26 protein-coding genes are annotated in these 23,012 nt (G+C 67.2%); 16 read left to right on the top strand and 10 right to left on the bottom strand.

What is annotated here, in order from left to right; translation table 11 throughout:
• Positions 1-89 precede the first annotated feature (89 nt).
• Entirely contained in the window at positions 90-527 is a 438-nt protein-coding gene (locus ACCQ04_RS06085; RefSeq protein ID WP_046342023.1) for a copper chaperone PCu(A)C, read from the bottom strand.
• A gap of 53 nt (positions 528-580) precedes the next feature.
• Here ACCQ04_RS06085 and ACCQ04_RS06080 point away from each other — a divergent pair, with 53 nt between their 5' ends.
• The 4 genes from ACCQ04_RS06080 to ACCQ04_RS06065 all read left to right on the top strand — a co-directional run bounded on the left by ACCQ04_RS06080 (position 581) and on the right by ACCQ04_RS06065 (position 4,288).
• Positions 581-1,351, top strand: coding sequence for an enoyl-CoA hydratase/isomerase family protein (locus ACCQ04_RS06080; RefSeq protein WP_104561675.1), 771 nt, complete (start codon positions 581-583; stop codon positions 1,349-1,351).
• A 71-nt stretch (positions 1,352-1,422) separates the two neighbouring features.
• On the top strand, positions 1,423-2,337 hold the full coding sequence (tesB, locus tag ACCQ04_RS06075; protein ID WP_016901707.1) for an acyl-CoA thioesterase II: 915 nt from the start codon (positions 1,423-1,425) through the stop codon (positions 2,335-2,337).
• A gap of 148 nt (positions 2,338-2,485) precedes the next feature.
• Positions 2,486-2,995 carry a putative signal transducing protein gene (locus ACCQ04_RS06070; protein WP_016901706.1) on the top strand — a complete coding sequence of 170 codons (510 nt, stop codon included), beginning with the start codon at positions 2,486-2,488 and terminating at the stop codon, positions 2,993-2,995.
• A 99-nt stretch (positions 2,996-3,094) separates the two neighbouring features.
• Positions 3,095-4,288 carry an RNA polymerase sigma factor gene (locus ACCQ04_RS06065; RefSeq protein ID WP_226426674.1) on the top strand — a complete coding sequence of 398 codons (1,194 nt, stop codon included), beginning with the start codon at positions 3,095-3,097 and terminating at the stop codon, positions 4,286-4,288.
• A 186-nt stretch (positions 4,289-4,474) separates the two neighbouring features.
• Here the strand turns inward: ACCQ04_RS06065 and ACCQ04_RS06060 are convergent, their stop codons facing one another.
• On the bottom strand, positions 4,475-5,212 hold the full coding sequence (locus ACCQ04_RS06060; RefSeq protein WP_372358708.1) for an EF-hand domain-containing protein: 738 nt from the start codon (positions 5,210-5,212) through the stop codon (positions 4,475-4,477).
• Here ACCQ04_RS06060 and ACCQ04_RS06055 point away from each other — a divergent pair.
• Together ACCQ04_RS06055 and ACCQ04_RS06050 are read left to right on the top strand one after the other, a co-directional pair.
• Entirely contained in the window at positions 5,103-6,017 is a 915-nt protein-coding gene (locus ACCQ04_RS06055) for an arginyltransferase (RefSeq protein ID WP_046342018.1), read from the top strand. The genes ACCQ04_RS06060 and ACCQ04_RS06055 overlap by 110 nt on opposite strands.
• Before the next feature lie 52 nt (positions 6,018-6,069).
• Positions 6,070-7,299, top strand: coding sequence for an endonuclease/exonuclease/phosphatase family protein (locus ACCQ04_RS06050; protein ID WP_226426676.1), 1,230 nt, complete (start codon positions 6,070-6,072; stop codon positions 7,297-7,299).
• A 107-nt stretch (positions 7,300-7,406) separates the two neighbouring features.
• On the opposite strand, the gene purT is transcribed toward ACCQ04_RS06050, so the two are convergent.
• Entirely contained in the window at positions 7,407-8,606 is a 1,200-nt protein-coding gene (purT, locus tag ACCQ04_RS06045) for a formate-dependent phosphoribosylglycinamide formyltransferase (protein WP_226426677.1), read from the bottom strand.
• Positions 8,607-8,733: 127 nt separating this feature from the next.
• Here purT and ACCQ04_RS06040 point away from each other — a divergent pair, with 127 nt between their 5' ends.
• From ACCQ04_RS06040 to ACCQ04_RS06025, 4 genes are all read left to right on the top strand, one after another.
• The gene (locus tag ACCQ04_RS06040) at positions 8,734-9,603 is read left to right on the top strand and encodes an SPFH domain-containing protein (RefSeq protein WP_046342015.1); all 870 of its coding nucleotides are present in this window, start codon (positions 8,734-8,736) and stop codon (positions 9,601-9,603) included.
• A 9-nt stretch (positions 9,604-9,612) separates the two neighbouring features.
• Positions 9,613-9,897, top strand: coding sequence for a hypothetical protein (locus tag ACCQ04_RS06035; RefSeq protein ID WP_016901699.1), 285 nt, complete (start codon positions 9,613-9,615; stop codon positions 9,895-9,897).
• On the top strand, positions 9,894-10,073 hold the full coding sequence (locus ACCQ04_RS06030; protein ID WP_024939461.1) for a type II toxin-antitoxin system antitoxin: 180 nt from the start codon (positions 9,894-9,896) through the stop codon (positions 10,071-10,073). The genes ACCQ04_RS06035 and ACCQ04_RS06030 overlap by 4 nt, the downstream gene beginning before the upstream one ends.
• A 173-nt stretch (positions 10,074-10,246) precedes the next feature.
• Positions 10,247-11,044, top strand: a complete 798-nt coding sequence (locus tag ACCQ04_RS06025) for a M15 family metallopeptidase (protein WP_226426678.1) — start codon at positions 10,247-10,249, stop codon at positions 11,042-11,044.
• 37 nt (positions 11,045-11,081) lie between these two features.
• Here ACCQ04_RS06025 and ACCQ04_RS06020 read toward each other — a convergent pair whose 3' ends face one another.
• From ACCQ04_RS06020 to ACCQ04_RS06000, 5 genes are all read right to left on the bottom strand, one after another.
• Positions 11,082-11,756: a DNA-3-methyladenine glycosylase family protein gene (locus ACCQ04_RS06020; RefSeq protein WP_154831633.1), complete on the bottom strand. Its 675-nt coding sequence runs from the start codon at positions 11,754-11,756 to the stop codon at positions 11,082-11,084.
• 2 nt (positions 11,757-11,758) lie between these two features.
• Positions 11,759-12,130 carry a DUF423 domain-containing protein gene (locus tag ACCQ04_RS06015; RefSeq protein WP_154831632.1) on the bottom strand — a complete coding sequence of 124 codons (372 nt, stop codon included), beginning with the start codon at positions 12,128-12,130 and terminating at the stop codon, positions 11,759-11,761.
• A gap of 95 nt (positions 12,131-12,225) precedes the next feature.
• Positions 12,226-13,407 (bottom strand): polyketide cyclase, encoded by a 1,182-nt coding sequence (locus tag ACCQ04_RS06010; RefSeq protein ID WP_024939464.1) that lies wholly within the window; start codon positions 13,405-13,407, stop codon positions 12,226-12,228.
• Between the two features lie 374 nt (positions 13,408-13,781).
• Positions 13,782-14,423 carry a response regulator gene (locus ACCQ04_RS06005; protein ID WP_016901693.1) on the bottom strand — a complete coding sequence of 214 codons (642 nt, stop codon included), beginning with the start codon at positions 14,421-14,423 and terminating at the stop codon, positions 13,782-13,784.
• A complete protein-coding gene (locus ACCQ04_RS06000; RefSeq protein WP_016901692.1) occupies positions 14,423-15,619 on the bottom strand; it encodes a sensor histidine kinase in 1,197 nt (398 codons plus the stop codon). Before ACCQ04_RS06000 ends, ACCQ04_RS06005 begins: the two co-directional genes overlap by 1 nt.
• A gap of 226 nt (positions 15,620-15,845) precedes the next feature.
• On the opposite strand from ACCQ04_RS06000, the gene ACCQ04_RS05995 reads away from it, so the two are divergent.
• The 5 genes from ACCQ04_RS05995 (at position 15,846) to ACCQ04_RS05975 (ending at position 18,861) form a co-directional block, all read left to right on the top strand.
• Positions 15,846-16,445, top strand: a complete 600-nt coding sequence (locus ACCQ04_RS05995; protein WP_054590901.1) for a GNAT family N-acetyltransferase — start codon at positions 15,846-15,848, stop codon at positions 16,443-16,445.
• A 3-nt stretch (positions 16,446-16,448) separates the two neighbouring features.
• On the top strand, positions 16,449-17,195 hold the full coding sequence (gene minC / locus ACCQ04_RS05990; protein WP_016901690.1) for a septum site-determining protein MinC: 747 nt from the start codon (positions 16,449-16,451) through the stop codon (positions 17,193-17,195).
• Between the two features lie 35 nt (positions 17,196-17,230).
• Positions 17,231-18,040, top strand: a complete 810-nt coding sequence (gene minD / locus ACCQ04_RS05985) for a septum site-determining protein MinD (RefSeq protein WP_016901689.1) — start codon at positions 17,231-17,233, stop codon at positions 18,038-18,040.
• A gap of 2 nt (positions 18,041-18,042) precedes the next feature.
• Positions 18,043-18,300 (top strand): cell division topological specificity factor MinE, encoded by a 258-nt coding sequence (minE, locus tag ACCQ04_RS05980; RefSeq protein WP_005994583.1) that lies wholly within the window; start codon positions 18,043-18,045, stop codon positions 18,298-18,300.
• A 69-nt stretch (positions 18,301-18,369) separates the two neighbouring features.
• Positions 18,370-18,861 (top strand): hypothetical protein, encoded by a 492-nt coding sequence (locus ACCQ04_RS05975; RefSeq protein ID WP_104553306.1) that lies wholly within the window; start codon positions 18,370-18,372, stop codon positions 18,859-18,861.
• A gap of 177 nt (positions 18,862-19,038) precedes the next feature.
• Here ACCQ04_RS05975 and ACCQ04_RS05970 read toward each other — a convergent pair whose 3' ends face one another.
• Positions 19,039-20,334: a sensor histidine kinase gene (locus ACCQ04_RS05970; RefSeq protein WP_046342007.1), complete on the bottom strand. Its 1,296-nt coding sequence runs from the start codon at positions 20,332-20,334 to the stop codon at positions 19,039-19,041.
• Positions 20,327-21,043, bottom strand: coding sequence for a response regulator transcription factor (locus tag ACCQ04_RS05965; protein ID WP_016901685.1), 717 nt, complete (start codon positions 21,041-21,043; stop codon positions 20,327-20,329). Before ACCQ04_RS05965 ends, ACCQ04_RS05970 begins: the two co-directional genes overlap by 8 nt.
• Positions 21,044-21,179: 136 nt before the next feature.
• On the opposite strand from ACCQ04_RS05965, the gene ACCQ04_RS05960 reads away from it, so the two are divergent.
• Positions 21,180-22,913 (top strand): ArnT family glycosyltransferase, encoded by a 1,734-nt coding sequence (locus tag ACCQ04_RS05960; protein ID WP_372358707.1) that lies wholly within the window; start codon positions 21,180-21,182, stop codon positions 22,911-22,913.
• Positions 22,914-23,012: the final 99 nt, after the last annotated feature.

The following is a 23,012-nucleotide window of genomic DNA, read 5'->3' as shown; positions in this document are numbered from 1 at the left end:
CACGCATCGCGTTTGATCGGCAACATCGCGCAGTGGGCTCGGCAAACACTGCAGGACCCAGACTCCGCTCAGCCGCACACTGCGCGCGTTTACGAACCCGGCGCGCGCTTGCGCGCCTGCAGCGTGGTCTTGACCTCGCGGCCATCCTGCAAGGTAAAGGTCACCGGCACCTGCGCGCCTTCCTGCAGCGGCGCACGCGCTTCCATCAGCATCAGATGCAGGCCGCCCGGTGCAAGCGGCACCGACTTACCGGCCGGCAATGCCAGCTCCGGCACCGCGCGCATGCGGCTGACACCGTTGGTTTGCGTGGTCTCGTGGATGGACACATCGGCAAACGCACTGCTCTTGGCCGCGGTGACCTTCGACGGCTGCGCACAGCCATTGTGGAACTGCCCGAAGCCCGCTGCCATGCCCATGCCACCGGGTGGCGGAATGCGGATCCAGCCGCCCTTGAACTCGGGCAGGCACTGCGCGCCAGCGCCTGCACTTGCCAGCATCACCCAAGCACCGAGCACGCGTGCGTACATGCGCTGCCTGCTTCGACTGCCGTCTATCATGACCCAACCTCCAGGAGCCCCGAATGAGCATCCAGATCTTAGACCATGGCCGTCTTCGCGAAATCCGTCTGGCGCGCCCGCCGGTCAATGCACTGGACAGCGCGCTGTGCCAGGCCCTGAGCGTTGCGGTGCAGCAGGCCGGCGAGGAGACCGACGGCATCGTGCTGTCGGGCAGCGAGCGGATCTTTTCCGGTGGCATGGACGTGCCGCACCTGCTGGCGCATGGCACCGACCGCGCCGCATTGCTGGCCAGCTGGACGGCCTTCTTCGAGGCCGCGCAGGCGCTGGCCAACAGCCGCGTGCCGGTGGTCGCGGCCATCGGCGGGCATGCGCCGGCCGGCGGCTGCGTGCTGGCGCTGTGCTGCGACTACCGGGTGATGGCACGCAGCGCCGATACCGCCAAACCATATGCGATCGGCTTGAACGAGGTGCAGGTAGGCCTGGCTGCGCCGGAAGGCATCCAGCGCCTGCTGCGCCGCGTGGTCGGCGCGCACCGCGCCGAGCGCCTGCTGATCTCCGGGCAGCTGCTGCCGGCCGAGCAGGCGGTCACGATCGGCCTGGTCGACGAACTGGTCGATGGCGAATTGGTCACCGCCCGCGCGGTAGCCTGGCTGCAGGACCTGCAGCAGCTGCCGCGCCAGCCGATGCTGACCACGCGCGCGATTGCGCGCGCCGATCTGCGCGCGGCACTGGCGCCGGAGCTGATCCAGCTGGAGCGCTTCATCGACGGCTGGTACGCGCCGGATGCGCAGGCCGCCCTGCACGGCCTGGTGGCGCGGCTGCAGAAGGCCTGAAGGCGCTCCCGCACGGCGCGCAGGGGGCGGCCCGCTATAATCGCGGTCCGTCGCACGCCCAGGCCAGCCCCTTGTCCGCCACTGCCGAACCCGTCGTCTCCGAACTGATCAGCCTGCTGTCGCTGGAGCGCCTGGAAGACAACCTGTTCCGCGGCCAAAGCCGCGACATCGGCACCAAGTACGTGTTCGGCGGACAGGTGCTGGGCCAGGCGTTGGCCGCCGCGCAGGCCACCGTGGACAACGGCCGCCAGGCGCACTCCCTGCATGCCTATTTCCTGCGCGCCGGCAATATCGACCACCCGATCGTCTACGACGTCGACCGCACCCGCGATGGCGGCAGTTTTTCGGTGCGCCGGGTCACCGCGATCCAGCATGGCAAGGTGATCTTCTTCTGCGCGGCCTCGTTCCAGCAGCGCGAAGACGGCGCCGAACACCAGTCCGCGATGCCGGTGGTGCCGCCGCCCGAAGACATCGAACCCACCCCGCCGCTGGCAGCGGAGGTGCTGGAGAAACTGCCTGCCAAGGTGCAGCGCTGGCTGTCGCGTGGCGGCCCGTTCGAGTTTCGCCATGTGTTTCCGCGCGACGAACTCAAGCCGCCCAAGCGCCCGCCCTTCCAGCAGATGTGGCTGCGCCTGAGCGACCCGGTCGGCGACGACGTCGGCCTGCACCAGGCCTTGCTGGCCTATGCCTCGGATTTTCAGCTGCTGGGCACCTCCACCTTTCCGCATGGCATCAGCTACTACACGCCGAACGTGCAGATGGCCTCGCTCGATCACGCGCTGTGGTTCCACCGCCCGTTCCGCACCGACGACTGGCTGCTGTATTCGCTCGACAGCCCCACCGCACAGGGCTCGCGCGGCCTGGCGCGCGGGCAGTTCTTCACCCGCGATGGCGTACTGGTCGCCAGCACCACCCAGGAAGGCCTGATCCGGGTGGTGCCCGACGGCAGCGCGATCGCGGTGCCGGCAAACGACTCGCCATGTTGATCGCTGCACCGCGTTCGTCGCGCGCAGGCATGCTGATGGCCGCCTGCACCTTCCGGCCTGGATCGACGTCCTTGCCGCTCCTTTCTTTCAGCTTGAGCAAGCGCATTCGCAGCGCGCCCTGCTCGGCAATTGCTGGCACCCCTTAAGCATGCGCAAGATCTTCAGCAGTCAACGTATCGAAACCGCCGAAGGCGTGGCCGATCTCCTGCGCAACGCCGGTATCGACGTGCGCATGAGCAACGGCCGCTCCTACGAGAGCAAGCGCAGCGGCCAGTTCAGCTATCTCGAACAGGGCAACGCCCAGGCCTACCCCACGGTGTGGATCGTGCACGCCGACGACCAGCCGCGCGCCCGCGATCTGCTGCGCGACGCACGCCTGCTCGACACCACCCGCCGCGACCTGCCGAATGTGGAGTACACCTTCCGCGACGGCGAAAACGGCTCGAGCACCAATGCGCGCAGCTGGGCCTGGCGCATCCGGCTGGTGCTGCTGCTGGTGATCGGCGCGGTCGCCATGTTCGTGGTGCTGCGCCATCGCAATGCCCCGGATGCGGCCAGGCCAGTGGCACCGCCGGCCGCGCAGCCAGCGCCCGCCACCACCGCACCGCCCGCCGCAGAGGACGACGAAGTGCGTGTACGGATCCAGCCGGCGCGCTGAGCGCAGTCACCCGGCGCTGCGCCAGGCGCCACCGCCATCACCTCGGTCACATCCGCTGCTCGCCTGCGTCATGCTGGGACCAGGACATGGATTGCGCCGATGCACACCGACACGCTGGACCTGATGTTGCAACGCGAATTGCCGGTCGCCGCCGCCGGCTGCCAGCAGGCCTACGGCCGCATCGTGCGCGCCTGCCAGAACACGGTGACCGCCATCGCACTGGCGATCACCCGCGATATCGCCGCCAGCGAAGACATCGCCCAGGAGGCCTTCCTGCGCGCCTGGCAGCGGCTGGCGCAATTGCATCAGCCGGCCAGCTTCCTGCCGTGGCTGCGGCAGATCACCCGCAACCTGGCGCGCGACTGGCTGCGCGCCAACCGGCATCGCGCGCTCAGCGGCGAAGCGGCGGACCTGGCGATCGCGATGGCCGCCGACCCGGCCCCCTCGCCCGCCGACCAGTTGCTGCAGGTGGAAGAAGAGATCGCCGCGCTCGACATCATTTCTGCATTGCCCGAAGAAAGCCGCGAGACGCTGCTGCTGTTTTATCGCGAAGGCCAGAGTTCGCGGCAGGTTGCCTCGCTGCTCGGCCTGAGCGATGCGGCCGTGCGCAAGCGCCTGTCGCGGGCACGTGCCAGCGTGCGCGGCGAGCTGCTGCGCCGGTTCGGCGAGTTCGCCCGTGCCAGCGCGCCCAGCGTGGCCTTTGCCACCGCGGTGACCTCGGCAACCCTGCTTGCCGCGCCGGGGACGGCGAGCGCGGCCATCGTGCTGACCGGCATGGGGGGCGCGGGCAAATTAGGCGTGAGCGGGCTGACCGGCTCGGCCCTGGGCGGGGGTAGCGCCGCCGGTGCGCTAAGCCTCTGGCTCGGCCTGCCGTCGCTGTTCGCCGCCGGCGCCGTGCTGGTTGCCGGCGTCGGCACGTACTGGTCGTGCTGGTATCTGCTGCGCTTTGCGCAGACCGCCGCCGAAGCAGCGGCGATTCGTCGTTTCCTGCACATTACCACGCTGACGTCGGTGCTGGTGGTGGGCAGCACGCTGCTGCTCAAACGCCTGGATGCCGGCGCATGGACGTCGCTGCTGTTGCTGGGCGCAGGCATGGCGGTGCTCAACTACCAATCCATCCGGGTGCTGCCACGCGTCATGCGCCCGATGCTGGAACGCGATGCGCAACGGCGCGGCACCACGCGGGCACCGCTGCTGTATCGCTGCATGTTCAGCCCGGCCGCGATGCTGCTGAGCACGGCGGCGGTCATGCTGCCCATCGTGCGGCACTACATGAAGCTGGGGATGCTCTGATCCCGGCGTGGCGCCATCGCCGCATGCGGCAAGTGCGGCCACTCCAGTCAACAAAAACGGCCTCCTGCTTGCGCGGGAGGCCGTTGGTCGATCGGCGCCTTGTTGCGTGTTGCGGTTTACATGCTGCGTGTGACGTCAGTGCTGCCCCGGTCGCAGCACTGCGACCGGGTAAGCGACTGGATGAACTCAGTTGCCCGCGGCAGGCTTGGCCGGCATCGGACGCTTGCCGTGATCGCCATGCTCGCCCTGACCCCAGCGGCCATGCTCGCCACGCTGCTTGGATGCGGCATCGAACTCGGCCTTGCTCAGCTTGCCGTCCTTGTCGGTATCGGCCTTGGCAAACCACGCATCGCGATGCTGCTGCATGCGCAGCTCACGGTCGGCGCGATCGACAAAGCCGTCCTTGTTGATGTCCATCTCATCGAAGCGCCCGGCGAACTTGGGGTCGACCTTGGCTTCTTCGCGGCTGATGCGGCCGTCCTTGTTGGTGTCGAGCTTGCTCAGCCATTCGCCGCGTCCACCGCGCCCCGGGCCGCGATGATGCGGGCGCTCGTCGCGCGACAGCTTGCCGTCCTTGTTGGTGTCCAGCGTGTCGAACTGTGCGGCCAGCCTGGGGTCGGCGGCGGCTTCGCTGCGATCGATCACGCCATCGCCGTTCTTGTCGAGTTTGGCAGGACGCGGCGCATCGCCGGCTGCGGGCGGAGCGGCGAACACCGCGCCGGTGGACAGGGCAGCCAGCACGGCCAGTGCGAAAAACGGTTTGCGAGACGTCATGAGAAACTCCTGGAATGTGGGAACCACACGCGGCACCTGCATGGGCCGCATCGCGTGGGTGGCGCATCCGGATCCACCGTGCGCTGCCACCAACACCCACATCAACGAGCCATCGGCGTGCGCGTTGACGCGGCAACCGGGCGTATTCATCCGGCGGACAGTCGCCGCCGTTGCGACGCGCAGGCGCTATCCTGACGCCATGGCCATCCACGCCGACACCCATGACGACCTGCGCCTGTTCCAGACCGGCGAGCATGCCTGTGGCTACTGGTCCGAGCGCCGTGCGCGCGACCTGGTGCTGGATCCACACGACCCGCGTCTGGGTGCGATCTATCCGCAGGCCTTGGCATGGGGATTCCGTCGCTCCGGTGATCTGGTCTACCGGCCGCATTGCGAACGTTGCCGCGCCTGCGTGCCGGTGCGCATCGCGGTGGATGCGTTCCGGCCCGATCGCAGCCAGCGCCGCTGCCTGGCGCGCAACCAGGACCTGGTGGTGCGCGTGGTTGCTGCCGAGCGCACCGACGAACAACTCGCGTTGTACCGGCAGTACCTCAAGCACCGCCATCCCGGCGGCGGCATGGACGAGCATGGCGCCACCGAATTCGACCAGTTCCTGATCGGCGGCTGGTCGCATGGACGCTTCCTGGAAATCCGCGAACCGGCGGTGGCGCATGCGCCTGGGCGGCTGCTCGCCGTTGCGGTCACCGATGTCACCGAGCATGCGTTGTCGGCGGTCTATACGTTTTACGCACCGGATGCCACTGCGCGCAGCCTGGGCACCTTTGCGATCCTGCAGCAGATCCAGTGGGCGCAACGCGAGCGCCGCGCGCATGTGTATCTGGGCTATTGGATCGACGGCCATGCCAAGATGAACTACAAGCGCCGCTTCAGCGCGCTGGAGGCCTACGACGGCCGCCAATGGCGCGGGCTTCCTGCCGCTGCACCGGAAGGGTGAACCCCGCCGGGACGACATCGGGCTGTCGTCTTGCACATGCGAGAATATCGCGATGATCAGACCTCTCTTACTGCTTGCGCTGACCGCGCTCTGCGCCGCCTGCGCCCATCAGGCGACCTCTCCGGAGACAAGCGCCAAGGCAACTGCCGCCTCCGCGCCGGCCCAGCTGCGCATCGCGACCTACAACACCTCGCTGTATTCGGATCAGGCCGGCGGCCTGGTGCGCGAACTGCAGGGCGACAGCGCGCATGCGCGCAAGATCGCCGCGGTGCTGCAGCGGGTGCGTCCGGATCTGGTGCTGCTCAACGAGTTCGACTTCGACCCCGAGCACCGCGCCGCCGATCTGTTTCAGCAGCGCTATCTGCAGGTCGCCCAGCCGGGCGGCGGCGCAGCGTTGCGCTACCCGTATCGCTACCTGGCCCCGGTCAATACCGGCGTGCCGAGCGGCCTGGATCTGGACAACAACGGCAGCGTCGGTGGCGATGGCCGCACCCGCGGCAACGATGCCTGGGGTTACGGATTGCATCCCGGCCAGTACGGCATGCTGGTGCTGTCGCGCTACCCGATCGACACGCAGGCGGTGCGCAGTTTCCAGTTGCTGAAATGGAGCGCGCTGCCGGGTGCGCTGCGCCCGACCGACCCGTCCAGCAAACAAGCGTTCTATCGCGACGCGATCTGGGCGCAACTGCGGCTGTCGTCCAAATCGCATTGGGACGTGCCGGTGCGCACGCCGCTCGGTGTGGTGCACGCGCTGGTCTCGCACCCCACCCCGCCGGTGTTCGATGGCGCCGAGAAGCGTAACGTCGCCCGCAACCACGACGAGCTGCGGCTGTGGCGCGAGTATCTGGACAATCCCAAGGACGCCAGCTGGCTGTGCGACGACCAGGGCCGCTGCGGCGGGCTGCCCGCCGATGCGCGCTTCGTCATTCTCGGCGACCTCAATAACGACCCGGTCGACGGCGCCGGCCGGCACGATGCGATCCGCGCCTTGATCACGCACCCGCGGGTGCTGCAGTACCCCACGCCGCACAGTGCAGGCGGCCCGGAAAAAACCGCCGCATACGCCGCGCAAGGCATTGCCCATGCGGGCGACCCGCACCAGGTCACCGGCGACTTCGGGCCGCAGGCGGGCACGATGCGGCTGGACTACGTGCTGCCTTCGCGCCAGTTCACCCTGGTCGGCAGCGGCATCTTCTGGCCCGCCAGCGCCACGCCGGAAGCGGCGATCGCCGATGGCAGCGATCATCATGCGGTTTGGGTGGATGTGGCTGGGGCGCAGTGATTCGGCAACGGTGATTCGGGATTGAGGATTTGACGCGTCGGGTGGTTGCTTGTGTCGTGGCGCGATTGCGGCTGGTTGCCGCAACCGCGCCATGACCCGCGCAGCGCTCAGTCCAGCTGGATCTGCACTGCCTCTGCGGCTACCCGCGCCTTCGCGCGCGCGGCGTCGATGCTGTCGGCACGCGCCAGCGTGACGCCGACGCGGCGGTGACCGTCCACGCGCGGCTTGCCGAACAGGCGCAGCGCGGTGTCCGGGTCGCGCAAGGCCTGCGCGACATTGTCGAAGACCGGCACGCCGTGACCGTGCGCCAGCAGCGCGCACGAGGCCGAGGAGCCGCTCTGACGGATCACGCCGCCGTTTTCCGCACCGACCGGCAGGCCGAGAATCGCGCGCGCGTGCAGGGCGAATTCGCTCAGCTCCTGCGAGACCAGCGTGACCAGGCCGGTGTCGTGCGGGCGTGGCGAGACCTCGCTGAACCACACCTCGTCGCCCTTGACGAACAATTCCACGCCGAACAGGCCCAGACCACCCAGGTCGTCGGTGATGGCCTGCGCGATCTGCTGCGAGCGCTGCAAGGCGGCCGCTGACATCGGCTGCGGCTGCCAGCTCTCGCGGTAGTCGCCGTCCTTCTGCCAATGCCCGATCGGGTCGCAGAACGAGGTACCGCCGGCATGCCGCACGGTCAGCAAGGTGATCTCGTAATCGAAGTCGATGAAGCCCTCGACGATGCAGCGGCCGGCACCGGCACGTCCGCCGGTCTGCGCGTAGTCCCAGGCCGCCTCGATGTCCGCCTCGCTACGCAGGGTGCTCTGGCCCTTGCCCGAGGACGACATCACCGGCTTGACCACGCACGGCAGGCCCACCGCGGCGATCGCCTCGCGATACTCGGCAGCCGTGTCGACGAAGCGATACGGCGAGGTCGGCAGGCCCAGCGTTTCGGCAGCCAGGCGACGGATGCCCTCGCGGTCCATGGTCAGGCGTGCGGCGCGCGCGGTCGGGATGACCCGCTGGCCCTGCTCGCGCTCCAGCGCGAGCAGCGTTTCGGTATGGATCGCCTCGATCTCCGGCACGATCAGATGCGGCTGCTCCCGGGCGATCAGCGCGCGCAGCGCCTGGGGATCGAGCATGTCCAGCACGTGCGAACGGTGCGCGACCTGCATCGCCGGCGCGTTGGCATAGCGATCGGCGGCGATCACTTCCACCCCGAAGCGCTGCAATTCGATCGCCACTTCCTTGCCCAGCTCGCCCGAGCCCAGCAACAACACGCGGGTGGCGGAAGGCGACAACGGCGTGCCGAGAGTAGTCATGAGCGCAGTCCAGATCGGGAGGGGGCCGCCATTCTAACGGGCCGTCACCATAGCCGCCGACCGCACGACTTGCAGCGACTGATATCACTTTGATATCTTTTTTGAACTCCCCAAGGACACCCACCTCATGAAAGAGAAGCCGATCAGCTCACTGCCGGGCATCCCGGTCATCCTCGCCGCTGGCGCCGCGTTCGCGGGCGCCGCCTGGTTCATTCTCACGACCCTGGCGGCCGGCAGCCCGACTCCAGGCGGGCTGCTGATTGCGCTGCTGGTGGTGGCGGCGGGCATCTTCATGCTGGCCGGCCTGTACACGCTGGAGCCGAACCAGGCGGCGGTGCTGAGCCTGTTCGGCAAGTACGTCGGCACGGTCAAGGACCCGGGCCTGCGCTGGAACAGCCCCTTTTATGCCAAGCGCCGGGTCAGCCAGCGCGTGCGCAACTTCGAGAGCGGCCGGCTCAAGGTCAACGAACTGGACGGCAGCCCGATCGAGATCGCCGCGGTCATCGTGTGGCAGGTGCTGGACGCTTCCGAGGCGGTCTACAACGTCGACGATTACGAAAGCTTCGTGCATATCCAGTCCGAAGCGGCGCTGCGCGCGATGGCCACCAGCTACCCGTACGACCAGCACGAAGACGATCAGATCTCGCTGCGCAGCCATCCGGCCGAAATCAGCGAACAGCTCAAGCGCCATCTGGACGAGCGCCTGACCCAGGCCGGCGTGGACGTGATCGAAGCGCGCATCAGCCACCTGGCCTACGCGCCGGAAATCGCCCAGGCCATGCTGCAACGCCAGCAGGCCAATGCGGTGATCGCCGCACGCACGCGCATCGTCGCCGGTGCGGTGGGCATGGTCGAAATGGCGCTGGCCGAGCTGCAGAAAAATGGCGTGGTGCAGCTGGACGAAGAGCGCAAGGCGCACATGGTCAGCAACCTGCTCACCGTGTTGTGTTCTGATCGTGGCACCCAACCGGTGGTCAACGCCGGCTCGCTGTATTGAGGTGATGCAATGAATGTCATGGTGCCGTTGGTCGTCGCGCTTTCCGGCTTGCCTGCATTGGCAATCGCCGCCTCCATCGGTGCGGACGACGACGACCGCGCGCGCGGCCTGGGGCTGCGCTGGGCCCTGATCAGCCTGGTCATCCTGATCGGTGCTGCCTGCCTGTACTGGGCCGGCGACAACCGCGCCGGCATCTATGCGGTGGTGATCGGCATGCTCGTCGGTGTGAATGTGTTGATCGTGTCGATGGTGATGCACCTGCGCCGCCACAGCGGCCGCCAGGAGCGCGAGTGAGCGAGAAGAAGGCCTACCCGCTGCGCATCAACGCCGACGTGCTGGCCGCCGCGCAGCGCTGGGCCGACGACGAACTGCGCAGCCTCAACGCGCAGATCGAATACGTGCTGCGCGATGCGCTACGCAAGGCCGGGCGCCTGCCGAAGCCGCAGGGCGACAAGGACGCCGATGCTTGAAAGTAAGCCCGGTTGAGAACAAGCACAGACGTGAGTGATCGTCAGAACGGATCAGCTTCCGCTCGCATGCATCCGCCCCGCCGCTGCTCAACGGAGCATCTCTATCGGCGCACGCCAGCATTCGCGCCGCTCCGGACTGGCAGCCCTCACGTGGCACCCGCTAAGCTGCGGCGATGCGCAACTCCCCACGCTTTCTGTTCAACACCTCCGACATCGAACTGTGGCCGGCAGACCTGCTGCGTGCGCGCGGCAATGCGGATGCACGCGTGCTGGCGCAGGCCGACTGGCTGCTGCGGCGCAAGCGCGACGGACGCTACCTGGCCGCGCATCTGCCGCAGGGCGTGATGCCGTTGATCCCGCGACTGGCGTACGAGCCGGGGCTGGACGAGGCACTGGCGCTGCTGGAACTGCCAGGCGGGCGTGCATCGGACCGTACGAACACGCTGTTGCCGGTCAGCGGCGTGCAGCAGCGGCTGGCGCAACTGGAAATCGACGTGGAGGCGTATCCACGGCAGACCGGGCTGAGCCTGGTGGCCGAACCTGCTGCCCTGCACTTTGCCGGACGCGATCGTTTTGCACGGCCGTTGTGGCTCAGCGCCGGCGCAAGCCGTGCATGGCGGCAGATGCAGGCCGACGCTGCACGCGCTGGCGTGCTGCTGGATGCGTTGTCCGGGTATCGCAGCCACGATTACCAACTGGCGATCTTCGAACGCAAGCTGGCGCGCGGCCTGACGGTGCCGCAGATCCTGGAGGTCAACACCGCGCCCGGCTTCAGCGAACACCACAGCGGCGATGCACTGGATATCGGCACGCCCGGCGAGCCGCCGGTGGAAGAATCCTTCGAGACCACGCCGGCCTTCGCGTGGCTGCGCGACAACGCGGATCGCTTTGGCTACCGGCTGAGTTATCCGCGCGACAATCCCTACGGCATCATCTACGAGCCCTGGCATTGGCGTTGGTCGGCGGCGTAATGCGCGCGGCAAGCCGCACGCACCGCACTGCAACGCCCTACTCCTGCGAGCGCGGCGTCGGCACTTTGGCTGCCACGCTGAAGTCGGCGATCTTCCATAGATAAAACGCGGCGTAGCTGCGGTACGGGGCCCAGCGTTCGCCGCGGATGGCCAGTTCCTTCGGCGTGGGCATCTGTTCCTGCCTGTCCACGCGCTGGGCGCCCTTGCGCACGCCCAGGTCATCGACGGGCAGCAGATCCGGGCGCCCCAGGCGGAACATCAGCATCATCTCCACCGTCCAGCGGCCGATGCCGCGCACCGGGATCAGCGCCTGCACAATCGCTTCCTCGTCCATGAAGGCGAGCCTGCGCAGGGAGGGAATCTCGCCGTCGCGCTCGCGGCGCGCCAGATCGCGCAGCGCCAGCGACTTGTTGCCGGACACGCCACACGCGCGCAGTGCCGCGTCGTCGATGCGACCGAGCGTGTCTGCATGCAGGCGCGGCGCACCGATGGCCGCCTCCACCCGCGCCACGATCGTCGATGCGGCCTTGCCGCTGAGTTGCTGGAACAGGATCGCGCGCGCCAACGCGTCCACCGGATCGAACGGCTTGCGCCAACCCGGCTGCGCGGCGATCGGGCCGATGCGCTTCATCCACGCGCCCAGCGCGCGATCGCGCCGGGTCAGGTGCGCGAAGGCGGCCTCCACATCGAATCCGCGGGCATGGCGCGGCATGCTCAGCGCCTCAACGCGCCGATCGCCAGCATCGCCCAGCCCAGCATCAGGCTGACGCCGCCCACCGGTGCAAGGCTGGTGGGCCAGTGCAGCAGCGCGCCGCCGACCAGGCTGCCGGCAAACAGCAGCGTGCCGAGCAACAGCAGATACAGGCCGAGCCGGCCAAGCGCGCGCGTTTCGGTGGCGCCGAGTACCGTCAGCACGGCACCGTGGCCAAACGCATACAGCGCTGCCAGTTGCAGCCGCGATTGCACCAGCGCATCGGCTACCCCGTGCGAGGCATAGGCCGACAGGCCCACCGCGCTGGCGGCCAGCAAGGCGCCGCAAAACGCCAGCAGCGACGGATGTTTCTTGCGACGTTCGAGCAGTGACATAAAGGCGATTCCATTGCAGCGCCGTGGCGCAAAAAAAAACGCGCCGCAGGACTGCGGCGCGTTTTCGTCTGGATCAGATCATCGTGGTGAGACGATTACTTGATGGCCCAGTAGACGTCGTAGGTACCGTCCTGCGTAAACGACTTGTCCACGCCGCCCTTCCACGACTCGTACGGACGCTCGGTCACGTCGTTGCCGTTGGTGGCAGCCCAGGCACGCAGGGAGCTACGCACTGCGTCCAGGCCGGCCATGTGGCCTGCGTAGGTCGCAAACGCGGAACGGTGTGCCTTGGTGCGCTCGTACTTGACCGGTGCTTCCGACGGGATGTTGACCTTCAACTCCTCGCCCGCTGCAGCAACCGGGGTTGCATCCACAGGTGCGGCAGCCGCGGCGTCATCCTTCTTGGCATCGGCCTTGGCGGTGTCGGCCTTGGCATCGGTCTTCGGCGCGCCACCGGCACGCTTGCGGACCGGCTGCACGACGTCGAACGCGTACTTGTCGCTAGCGAAGTCGGTGGTCACGATGCGGACCGGACCAGCAGCCTCGAGGCCGTTGGCGTCCATCACGCGCTTGATCCACTCCTGGTTGTCCTTGATCGACTTCTTGATCGTCTCGTTGTCACGATCGATGTTGCCCGCGTTGACGACCAGCAGGTCCTCGGCCGGCACATCGACGAGCTTGAGATCGCTCAACACCGGCTTGCCGTCGAGCTGGGCGCGGTAGTCGAAATTCGGCACGGTCGCCAGCGCGGTCGCCAGACGCGACAGACCCAGCTTCAGGTCATCGCCCACGTGGCGGCTGACATACAGGCCGGCATAACGACCGAACAGGTTCCAGCCGTACTTGACGCTGTAGTCCTGGGTGATCTTGACGTTCTTGTTGTTCTTGCCGGTTGGCGCAAGGGTGAAGTTGGTGACTTTGTCGTAGCCCTTGGTGGGATCGTCGATCGAAATCTCAACACGCTCGTTCTTGACGCTGTTGGTGATCTCCCAGCTGCCGTCGCCGATATAGCCTTCGGTGGAGCTGTATTCGACGCGTGCACCCTTGCCCTCGTTCGGGCCTACCAGCTTCAGCTGGATCTTCGGGTCACGCAGCACAAGCGGGTTCCAATCCTTGAAACGACGGAAGCTGTTCACGGTGTCGTAAACAATCGTCATCCTGCGGTTGGTCTCAACACTCTCGGACATCTGCCGCTCCGAGGGCAACACCAAGCCCACCACGACAAACAAGCCAGCCACGATCCCCAAGGCGATCAGGAACTCGATAATACGGGTCATTCAGGAGGTCTCCGGGGCCGATCCCACGGCCGGGTTGAGTGAAGCGAAGCCGCCATCCTAGCAGGCTTCGAGAAAGATGTTCAGTTGTGCGACGGGTAGCGCGGTCTTGCGGTGTCATCCACCACGCAACCGCGCAGCCCATGAGTGCGCAACCCCAACCTGCACAAGGGTTTGGTCAGATTGCGCGCAGCTATCATGCACATCGCGCGATGCCTGTGTGTGATGCGATTGCCGCCGGCGCCACGTTCTGCCTCCCGGCCGCGTGCGTGATCAGGTCGGAAACGACCAGACCACCCCGCCGGGTGCCCTGGCGTACGCGCAGCGTCGCGCACGCGTGGCCGCCATGCCGCACGCCGCGCCGCCTGCGCTGCCGATCAGACCAATTGCAGCTCGAAGGCCTTCAGCACCGCGCGGGTGCGGTCGCGCACGCCGAGCTTGGACAGGATGTTGGAGACGTGATTCTTGATGGTGCCCTCGGCCACGCCCAGCGAATTGGCGATCTCCTTGTTGGAGAAGCCGCTGGCCATCAGCCGCAGGATCTCGGTCTCGCGGTCGGTCAGCGGATCGGGCCGGTCCAGGCTGACGAACTCGTTGCGCATGTGCTCCAGGCCCGACAGCAGGCGCTGGGTCACCGCCGGCTGCACCAGCGAGCCGCCGTCGGCCACGGTGCGGATCGCGCCGACCAGTTGTTCCAGCGAGACGTCCTTGAGCAGGTAGCCCTTGGCGCCGGCCTTCAACCCGGCCAGCACCAGCTGGTCGTCGTCGAAGGTGGTCAGGATGATGGTCGGCGGCAGCGTGCCGTTGCGCGAGAGCATCTGCAGCGCCTCCAGGCCGGACATCACCGGCATGCGCATGTCCATCAGCACCACATCGGGCTGGACCTGCGGGATCTGCTCAACCGCCTGCTTGCCGTCCGAGGCCTCGGCCACCACCTCGATGCCGTTATCCAGCGCCAGCAGCGAGCGGATGCCCTGGCGTACCAGGGTTTGGTCGTCGACCAGGCACACACGGATCATCAGAACACTCCTTGAGTCACGGCCGCAGGCATCAGTGCCGGCGCGCCTGGGACGGAGATGCGCAGGCCGAAGCCGTCACCCCGCCGGGTTTGAATCTCGAGCTGCCCACCATACTGGTTCAGCCGCTCGCGCATGCCGCGCAGCCCGTTGCCGGGCGCCACCGTGTCGGCGCCGTGGCCATCGTCGCGCGCGTCGATCAACACGGTGTCGGCATCGCGCCGCACCTGGATCCACAGGTTGCGCGCACCGGCATGGCGCACTGCATTGGTGATGATTTCCTGGGTACAGCGCAGCAGCACGTGGGCGCGCTCGGGGTCGTCCAGGGTCAGCGGCTGGGCGATGTCCAGGTGGATGTCCAGCGACGGCACCTGGGTCACCAGCGGGCGCAGGGCCGCTTCCAGGTCGATCGCGCCGCTGTCGCGCAGGTGGCTGACCGCTTCGCGCACGTCGGTGAGCAGCAGCTTGGCCAGCGTATGCGCCTGGCGCACGTGCTCCTGGGCCTGGCCGTCGGTGATGTGGCCGGCCACTTCCAGGTTCAGGCTCAGCGCGGTGAGGTGGTGGCCGAGCAGGTCGTGCAGCTCGCGCGAGATGCGGGTGCGCTCGTTGACGCGGGCGCTTTCGGCCAGCAGCGCGCGGGTGGCGCGCAGCTCGGCATTGAGCCGGCGCTGTTCTTCGCGGGCATCGGTCTGCTGGCGCGCGACCAGGCTGGTCACGAAGATGAACATCGAAAAGCCGCCGTACAGCAGCGACTGCATCAGCGCGGCGAACAGGGTGAAGTCCGGGCGCAGGTAATAGAACACTGGCAGCACCGCCAGCTGGCTGAGCACCAGCCAGGCCACGCCGATGCGCAGCGGCAGCAGCCAGGGGATCACCCCGGCCGCCACCATCATCAGGATGCTGCCCAGCCCGGTCCCGCTCAGATAGCTGACCGCCAGCGCGAAGATGGTCAGCAGCAGCAGGATCAGCCGGTCGTACCAATGCGCATGGCCGCCGCTGCTCAGGCCGCGGGTCAGCCAGAAGTAGCTGGCGCCGAAGCCGACGAAGAACGCCGACATCAGCAGGCCTTCGGCCACGCTGCGGTGGTCGCCCTCTTCGGCCGCCGGCCAGTAGGTGTACACCAAGGGCATGGCGATCATCGCCCAGGTGAACAGGCCGGCGAAGCGCAGGACGCGCGTATGACTGAGGTATCCCAACATGCAGGCATCTTAGGCGCTCGCCGGGCGGCTGCCCTCTTGCCGGAAGTCATGCATGCGTGTGGCACGGCACGCCGGCCCTGGCAGCAGGAGCTGCCGGCATCGGCATGCTGCAGTCGGTTCTCATGCCTGGCTGGCAGCATACGGCGGGTCGCCGCTTCAGGCCACGCATGCAATAATCCGACGCAGATCCGATTTCGGGTCGAGAGCGTTACCCCACGGAGTCCCAATGTCGATCGTTATCCGCGACGTGCGCGAGCACGAGCTCGATTCCGTCCTGGCCCTGAACAACAATGCCGGACTGGCAATCCTGCCGCTGGATTCAACCAAGCTGCAACGTTTCTACGAGCAGGCCGAATATTTCCGCGTCGCCGAGCGCGACGGCAACCTGGCCGGGTTCCTGGTCGGGTTCGGTAGCGGCAGTGCGCATGACAGCAGCAATTTCGCCTGGTTCCGGGACCGTTACCCGGAATTCTTCTATATCGACCGCATCGTGGTCGCCAGCCGCCGTCGCGGCGGTGGCGTCGGGCGTGCGTTCTACGCCGATGTGCAGAGCTACACCGAGTTGCGCTACCCGCAACTGGCCTGCGAGGTGTTCCTGGACCATGGCGCCGATGCGGCGCTGCTGTTCCATGGCAGCTTCGGCTTCCGCGAGGTCGGCCAGAACACCATGGCCGATGTCGAGGTGCGCGCCAGCATGCTGATGAAAGACATGTGCAGCTATCCGTGGGTCAAGGAGACCTATGCCGGCAAGTTGCCCGACCACCTGCCGTGGGTCGGCCGGCCGCGTCATGCCGCCGCCACCGACAACCCGTCGATGGGGAGCTGAGGCGTGGCGAGCGTGAATGTGGATTTTGAACAGGCCGGCGAACTGAAGATCGGCCAGGTGGGCATTGCCAACCTGCGCGTGCGCACGCTGGACGTGCCGCGCCTGGTGCGCGAGATGCGCGAGCGCGTGACCCGCGCGCCGAAGTTGTTCGGACGCGCGGCGGTGATCCTGGATTTCGGCGGCTTGTCGCAGGTACCGGACCTGGCCACGGCCAAGGCGCTGCTGGACGGACTGCGCGATGCCGGCGTGTTGCCGGTGGCACTGGCCTACGGCACCAGCGAGATCGACCTGCTCTCGCAGCAGCTCGGCGTACCGCTGCTGGCCAAGTTCCGTGCGCAATACGAGCCGACCGCGGTGAGCCCGCCGCCGCCCCCGCCACCACCGGCGCGTGCCGAACCCGCAGCGCCCGCCGCGCGGCCGGCGCCTGGGCGCATGCAACGCAACGCGGTGCGCTCGGGCCAGCAGCTGTATGCGGAGAACTGCGACCTGACTGTGCTCAGTACGGTCGGTGCCGGGGCGGAGGTCATCGCCGACGGCAGCATCCATATCTACGGTACCCTGCGTGGCCGCGCGTTGGCCGGCGCCCAGGGCAACCCTGACGCGCGCATCTTCTGCCGCGACTTCCACGCCGAACTGGTTGCCATCGCTGGCCACTACAAGGTGCTGGACGATGTTCCCATGGACCTGCGTGGCAAGGCCGTCCAGGTCTGGCTGGAGCAGGATCAGATCAAGATCGCTGCGCTGGACTGACGCAGCCCAACCACAGAAATATTCGGAGAAATCCTTTGGCTGAAATCATCGTAGTCACCTCCGGCAAGGGCGGCGTTGGCAAGACCACCACCAGCGCGAGCCTGGCCTGCGGGCTGGCACGGCGCGGCAAGAAGGTCGCCGTCATCGACTTCGACGTCGGTCTGCGCAACCTGGACCTGATCATGGGCTGCGAGCGGCGCGTGGTGTACGACTTCGTCAACGTCGTGCATGGCGAAGCCACGCTCAAGCAGTCGCTGATCAAGGACAAGCGCTTCGACAACCTGTACGTGCTGGCTGCCTCGCAGACCCGCGACAAGGACGCGCTGACCCAGGAAGGCGTGGAGAAGGTGCTCAAGGACCTGGCCGCCGACGGCTTCGACTACATCGTCTGCGATTCGCCGGCCGGCATCGAGAAAGGCGCGTTCCTGGCGATGTATTTCGCCGACCGTGCGGTGGTGGTGGTCAATCCGGAAGTTTCCTCGGTCCGCGACTCGGACCGCATCATCGGCCTGCTCGATTCCAAGACCCGCAAGGCCGAGCAAGGCCAGACCGTGCCGGCCTTCCTGCTGCTGACCCGCTACAGCCCGGGCCGCGTGGAAGGCGGCGAGATGCTCAGCATCACCGACGTGGAGGAAGTGCTGGGGCTGAAGGCCATCGGCGTGATTCCCGAATCCGGCGATGTGCTCAACGCCTCCAACAAGGGCGAGCCGGTGATCCTGGATGCCGAGTCCCCGGCCGGCCAGGCCTACGACGACGCGGTCGCCCGCATCATGGGCGAAGAGCGCCCGATGCGATTCATATCCGTGGAGAAGAAAGGCTTCTTCAGCAAGCTGTTCGGAGGGTAAGCATGGGCCTGCTCGATTTTCTCAAGAGCAAGAAGAACACCGCCGAGACGGCCAAGAACCGCCTGCAGATCATCATTGCGCAAGAGCGCAACCACCGCGGCGGGCCGGATTACCTGCCGCTGCTGCAGCGCGAATTGCTGGAAGTGATCAAGAAGTACGTCAACATCGACGCCGATGCGGTGCGGGTTGATCTGGTCAAGGATGGCGAGCATGACGTGCTCGATATTTCGGTTGCCTTGCCCGAAGACGGCGACAAGTAAGCGTCCCCTGCGGCACCGTGTTTGCACGGTGCCGCCTTGACGGCCCGAACCGACCGCGAGCCCTTGCGTGTGACCATCGACTCTTCCTCCAGCGCCGAGCCAGCCAGCGTGTTGTGCGTGGGCGATATCGGCCTGGACGCGCCGGCCGCGCTGCTCGCCCGCTATGGCCTGCGCCTGCATCGCGTGGAAGCCGGCGCGCCGATCCCCGGCAGTTTCTGGGGCGAACCGGAAGCCGGCATCATCGGCTGCGATGTCTATGTGCGTGATGACACGCCGGTGCATTCGCTGTTGCACGAGGCCGGGCACCTGATCGTCCTGCCGGCCGACAAACGCGCGGCTGTGCATACCGACGCCACCGATTCGGTGGATGAGGAAGACGCCACCTGTTATCTGCAGATCCTGCTGGCCGAGCAATTGCCGGGCGTGGGCAGCGCGCGCCTGATGACCGACATGGACACCTGGGGCTACACCTACCGGCTGGGATCCACGCGCGCCTGGTTCGAGCAGGACGCAGAAAATGCGCGCAGCTGGTTGAGCGCGCGCGGTTTGCTGCCGGCCTGAGTGCCCGCGCCGTGGTCGAGGGGCGTTGCGCTGGATGCGGCTCTCGAGATCAGTCGATGCGTCCACTCAACGCAGTGGCTGCCACGCCGTAGTAAACGGCCGTCGGGCGCTGGCAGATGCCGCACACGCGGCGTGTGCGCGACCACGTGCGATGTCACCGCCTGCGTGACTGCCCCATCAGCCCTTCGCTGTCGCGGCCAATGCCCCGGACAGGTCCAGCGTCGCCACCGTGCCCTGCCCGGCATTGGAATCCAGGTTCAGATGCCAGCCCAGATGCTCGCAGAGCCGCCCGATCAATTCCAGCCCGATGCCGTTGCCCTGGCGTGCGTTGCCGCGCGCCAGGCGCGCGTAGATCGCGCTGATCTCCTCCGGCGTCATGCCGTGGCCCGGGTCGGCAATGCGCACCACACCTGGTGCCGATAGCGAGACGCGGATGATGCCGCGGTCGCTGTTCTCGATCGCGTTGCGCAACAGATTGCCGATGGCGGTCTGCACGATCGCCACCGGTGCGGTGAGGCTGCATGGCGGAAGCGGGTCGGTGAGTACCTGCAGGTCCTTGTCGGCGAGCAGATGCGCGTGGTCGGCGACGATCTCCGGCAGCAACTGGTCCAGACGCAGCGTATCGCTGCTGCGCGTCAGCCGGCCGGGGTCCTTGGCCAGCACCAGCAACAAGGTGATCAACTGCTCCACCGCGGCGCTGGTCTGGGCGATGCGCTCCAGCTGGTGGCGCACCGCCGGTGGTGTGCCGGCTTGCTCCAGCGCCAGTTCGGCGGCGTTGCCGATCACCGCCAGCGGGGTGCGCAACTCGTGGCTGGCACTGTCGATGAAGGCGCGTTCGCGTTCGACGAACTGGCCGTTGCGATCGAGATAGTCGTTGAGCGCATCGGCAATCACGTACAGCTCGGCGCTGCCCTGCGGGCCAACAGCAATGCGTTGCGCACGCCGCTCCGGACGCAGCGCGCCGATGTCGCGCGCCAGCTCCACCAGCGGGCGCACCAGCCGCGCCATCGCATAAGTCCCCATCAGCAAGGTGATGCCGATCAGCGCGACGCCTGCCGCCAGCATCCAGCGGGTGATGAACTGCTCCAGCGCCTCGAAGTCGGTGATATCCAGCACCAGCGCCAGGCGCCCGGCATGCGGCGTGTCGCGCACCATCACCGCGCTCTGGCGGCCGGCGATTTCCAGCTCGTCGTGCAGGCCGGGATGCAGCGTGCGCAACACCGGCGGCACTGCCGCGCTGCCGTCGACGCGATACAGCCGCAGGGTGTCCGAGTCCTGCCAGCGGTAATCCGGATTCTGCGCACTGCGATCCAGGATGCTGTCCAGCTCCGAATTCAGCAACGAGCGCCACACGCCGTGTTCTGCGCGCTCGTGCAGATACTGCGCGGTGCCGAACACCGCCAGCACCATCAACAACGTGTAGCCGAACAACCACACCAGCACGCGGCGGCCCAACGGGCGCTGCCTAAGCATCGCTGCACTCGCCCGCAGCCGGATCGCCGGCACCTTCCAGCGGCGCCAGGCGATAGCCCAGCCGCGGCAGGGTGTGGATCAGTTTCTGCGCGAACGGGCCGTCCACGCTGCGGCGCAACTCGTAGATATGCGAGCGCAGCATGTCGCCATCGGGCGGATCGTCGCCCCATAGCGATTGCTCCAGCCGCTGGCGGGTGACCGCGGCGGGGCTGGCCTGCATCAGCACTTCCAGCAGCTTGCGGCAGGCCGGATACAGGTGCAGCACCTGGCCGGCGCGGGTGGCTTCCAGCGTGGACAGGTCCAGACGCAGATCGGCCACCTGCAGCAACTTGCCGCGTCGGCGCCCATGCGCACGCGCAAGCAGGGCTTCGATGCGGACCTCCAGTTCCGGCAGCGCGAACGGCTTGGTCAGATAGTCGTCGGCACCGGCACGGAAACCGGCGATCTTGTCGGGCAGCTCGTCGCGGGCGGTGAGCATGATCACCGGCAGCTCGGACTGGTGCTGCTCGCGCAGGCGGCGCAGCACTTCCGGGCCGTCCATGCGCGGCATCATCCAGTCCAGCACCAGCACGTCGTACTGCTGGGTGGTGGCCAGATGCAGGCCGGTGATGCCGTCGGGCGCCGCGTCCAGGGTGTGCCCGCGCGCTTCGAAATAGTCGAACAGGTTGGCAACCATGTTGCGGTTGTCTTCGATGACCAGCAGCCGCATGAGCGCGTTTCCAGGGCGGCCCGGCAGGGACGATGTGCGCATCCTAACCGAGCCTGGCCGAACACAGCCGCTCTGGATGGCTCCGACAAAATTCCGACCTGCTTGCCGGATAGTGTGGCGCCCTACCGATCGGGGCGTGCGCGTGTCGCCTGCCATCTCCGCCGCCACTTCCCGCCAGCGTGCACTGCTTGTCGCCGTGTTGCTGATCGTCGTCAGCCTGCTGGCCGGGCTGGGCCTGCGCCAGCCCAACCCGCCGGACGAGCCGCGCTTTGTGCTGGCCGCACGCAGCATGGTCGCGACCGGTCAGTGGCTATTGCCGCACCGGGGCAGCGAGCTGTACGCCGAAAAGCCACCGGTCTTCATGTGGTTGCAGGCAGCCAGCTACGAGCTGGTGCCGCACTGGCCGGTCGCGTTCCTGCTGCCGCCGCTGCTGGCTGCGCTCGCCACGTTGTGGCTGACCTGGGACATCGCGCGGCGGTTGTGGAACCGACGCGTGGCGCGGCATGCGGTGCTGGGGTTGTTTGCGGTGCTGCAGTTCGGCCTGATGGCCAAGCGTGCGCAGATCGACATGGTGCTGGTGGCGCTGACCACGCTGTCGTTGTGGGGGATGCTGCGGCATCTGCTGCGTGGGCCGGACTGGCGCGCATGGACGCTGGGACTGTTCGCCGCCGGCGTGGGCACGGTGACCAAGGGTGTGGGCTTTCTGCCCTTGCTGCTGTTGCTGCCGTGGATGGCGCTGCCGCGCAGGCACTGGCGCGTGCTGCCGGCACGCGCACAGGCCGGGCGCAGCTGGTTGCTGGTGCTGCCTGCGTTCCTGGCGGGGACCGCGGTGTGGCTTGGTCCGCTGGGCATCGCGTTGTGGCAAAGCAACGACCCGGCGCTGCATGCCTACGCGCACGAGTTGTTGTTCAAGCAGACCGGTACCCGTTATGCGCACGCCTGGCATCATGTCAAGCCGGCCTGGTACTACCTGCAGGTGATCGCCACGCTGTGGTTGCCCGGCTGCCTGGTGCTGCCCTGGTTGCTGCCGGCCTGGTGGCGACGGCTGCGACGCGGCGACCCGCGCTATCTGTTGCTGCTTGCCTGGAGCGTGTTGGTGCTGGTGTTTTTCAGCGCCAGCCCGGGCAAGCGCGAGGTCTACATCTTTCCGATGCTGCCGGCCCTGTGCATCGCCGCCGCACCGCTTCTGGCCGGGCTGCTGCGCAAACGTGGCGTCCGCGTGTTGCTGACCGGCTACTTGCTGCTGCTCGCGCTGGCCGCTCTTGCATTGGGCAGCGGTATCGCACTGCATCTGCACTGGGCGGAAAACACCGCCCTGCAGCGCGGGATGGAGTTGGCCTCGCTGCGATCGGTGGGTCTCTGGTTGATCGGGCTGGGCGTGGTCGGCCTGGCGACAATTGCATGGTCGCGTGGCAAGCGCACCGGCACCGCGGTGGTGGTGGTGACCGCCGCACTATGGAGCGTGTACGGCCTGGGCTTGATGCCGGCACTGGACCCTTACAGTTCTGCCGCCCGCTTGATGCAGCGCGTGGGACAGCGCATCGGCCCGGAGGCCGAGCTCGGCATGCTGGCCTGGCGCGAGCAGAACATGCTGCAGGCGGATCGACCGGTCACCGACTTCGGCTTCAAGGCGAGTTGGCAGCAGCAGTGGGCCAAGGCCGGTCCATGGCTTGCACACGCACCTGAGCGTCGTTGGCTGTTCGTCCTCAAGCAGGCGGTACCGGCGTGCATCGATCCGGCGCAACGGATCGATATTGGCGAGTCCAACCGCAATCAATGGCAGTTAATACACGGCACGGCATGGCATGTCGACTGCATCTCACGAATATCCGATGAAAAGGAGATAAGTGCGGATTCCGACGCGGATTGATATACCCGATAAACGTTAACGTTCGCGCAACTCGGGTCCGACCACTTTCCGACATGCCGCTTTCGAAGATGCAGGGTAATGACGACCAGCCCGATTCTT

Source organism: Xanthomonas sp. NCPPB 2866, from assembly GCF_041475745.2.
Classification (GTDB): Bacteria; Pseudomonadota; Gammaproteobacteria; order Xanthomonadales; family Xanthomonadaceae; genus Xanthomonas; species Xanthomonas arboricola.
The sequence above is the reverse complement of the archived record's forward strand: the minus strand, read 5'-3'. Positions and strand labels throughout refer to the sequence as shown.

Bases quoted from the DNA above. Each gene is read 5' to 3' on its own strand.
- ACCQ04_RS06050 (WP_226426676.1), top strand. From the start codon at position 6,070: ATGATCAGACCTCTCTTACTGCTTGCGCTGACCGCGCTCTGCGCCGCC.
- ACCQ04_RS06040 (WP_046342015.1), top strand. From the start codon at position 8,734: ATGAAAGAGAAGCCGATCAGCTCACTGCCGGGCATCCCGGTCATCCTC.
- ACCQ04_RS06020 (WP_154831633.1), bottom strand. From the start codon at position 11,756: ATGCCGCGCCATGCCCGCGGATTCGATGTGGAGGCCGCCTTCGCGCAC.
- ACCQ04_RS05995 (WP_054590901.1), top strand. From the start codon at position 15,846: ATGTCGATCGTTATCCGCGACGTGCGCGAGCACGAGCTCGATTCCGTC.
- minE (WP_005994583.1), top strand. From the start codon at position 18,043: ATGGGCCTGCTCGATTTTCTCAAGAGCAAGAAGAACACCGCCGAGACG.
- ACCQ04_RS05970 (WP_046342007.1), bottom strand. From the start codon at position 20,334: ATGCTTAGGCAGCGCCCGTTGGGCCGCCGCGTGCTGGTGTGGTTGTTC.
- ACCQ04_RS06015 (WP_154831632.1), bottom strand. From the start codon at position 12,130: ATGTCACTGCTCGAACGTCGCAAGAAACATCCGTCGCTGCTGGCGTTT.
- ACCQ04_RS06035 (WP_016901699.1), top strand. From the start codon at position 9,613: ATGAATGTCATGGTGCCGTTGGTCGTCGCGCTTTCCGGCTTGCCTGCA.
- ACCQ04_RS06000 (WP_016901692.1), bottom strand. From the start codon at position 15,619: ATGTTGGGATACCTCAGTCATACGCGCGTCCTGCGCTTCGCCGGCCTG.
- ACCQ04_RS06005 (WP_016901693.1), bottom strand. From the start codon at position 14,423: ATGATCCGTGTGTGCCTGGTCGACGACCAAACCCTGGTACGCCAGGGC.
- ACCQ04_RS06085 (WP_046342023.1), bottom strand. From the start codon at position 527: ATGTACGCACGCGTGCTCGGTGCTTGGGTGATGCTGGCAAGTGCAGGC.
- ACCQ04_RS06070 (WP_016901706.1), top strand. From the start codon at position 2,486: ATGCGCAAGATCTTCAGCAGTCAACGTATCGAAACCGCCGAAGGCGTG.
- ACCQ04_RS05965 (WP_016901685.1), bottom strand. From the start codon at position 21,043: ATGCGGCTGCTGGTCATCGAAGACAACCGCAACATGGTTGCCAACCTG.
- ACCQ04_RS06010 (WP_024939464.1), bottom strand. From the start codon at position 13,407: ATGACCCGTATTATCGAGTTCCTGATCGCCTTGGGGATCGTGGCTGGC.
- ACCQ04_RS06055 (WP_046342018.1), top strand. From the start codon at position 5,103: ATGGGCCGCATCGCGTGGGTGGCGCATCCGGATCCACCGTGCGCTGCC.
- ACCQ04_RS06080 (WP_104561675.1), top strand. From the start codon at position 581: ATGAGCATCCAGATCTTAGACCATGGCCGTCTTCGCGAAATCCGTCTG.
- purT (WP_226426677.1), bottom strand. From the start codon at position 8,606: ATGACTACTCTCGGCACGCCGTTGTCGCCTTCCGCCACCCGCGTGTTG.
- ACCQ04_RS06025 (WP_226426678.1), top strand. From the start codon at position 10,247: ATGCGCAACTCCCCACGCTTTCTGTTCAACACCTCCGACATCGAACTG.
- ACCQ04_RS06060 (WP_372358708.1), bottom strand. From the start codon at position 5,212: ATGAATACGCCCGGTTGCCGCGTCAACGCGCACGCCGATGGCTCGTTG.
- ACCQ04_RS06065 (WP_226426674.1), top strand. From the start codon at position 3,095: ATGCACACCGACACGCTGGACCTGATGTTGCAACGCGAATTGCCGGTC.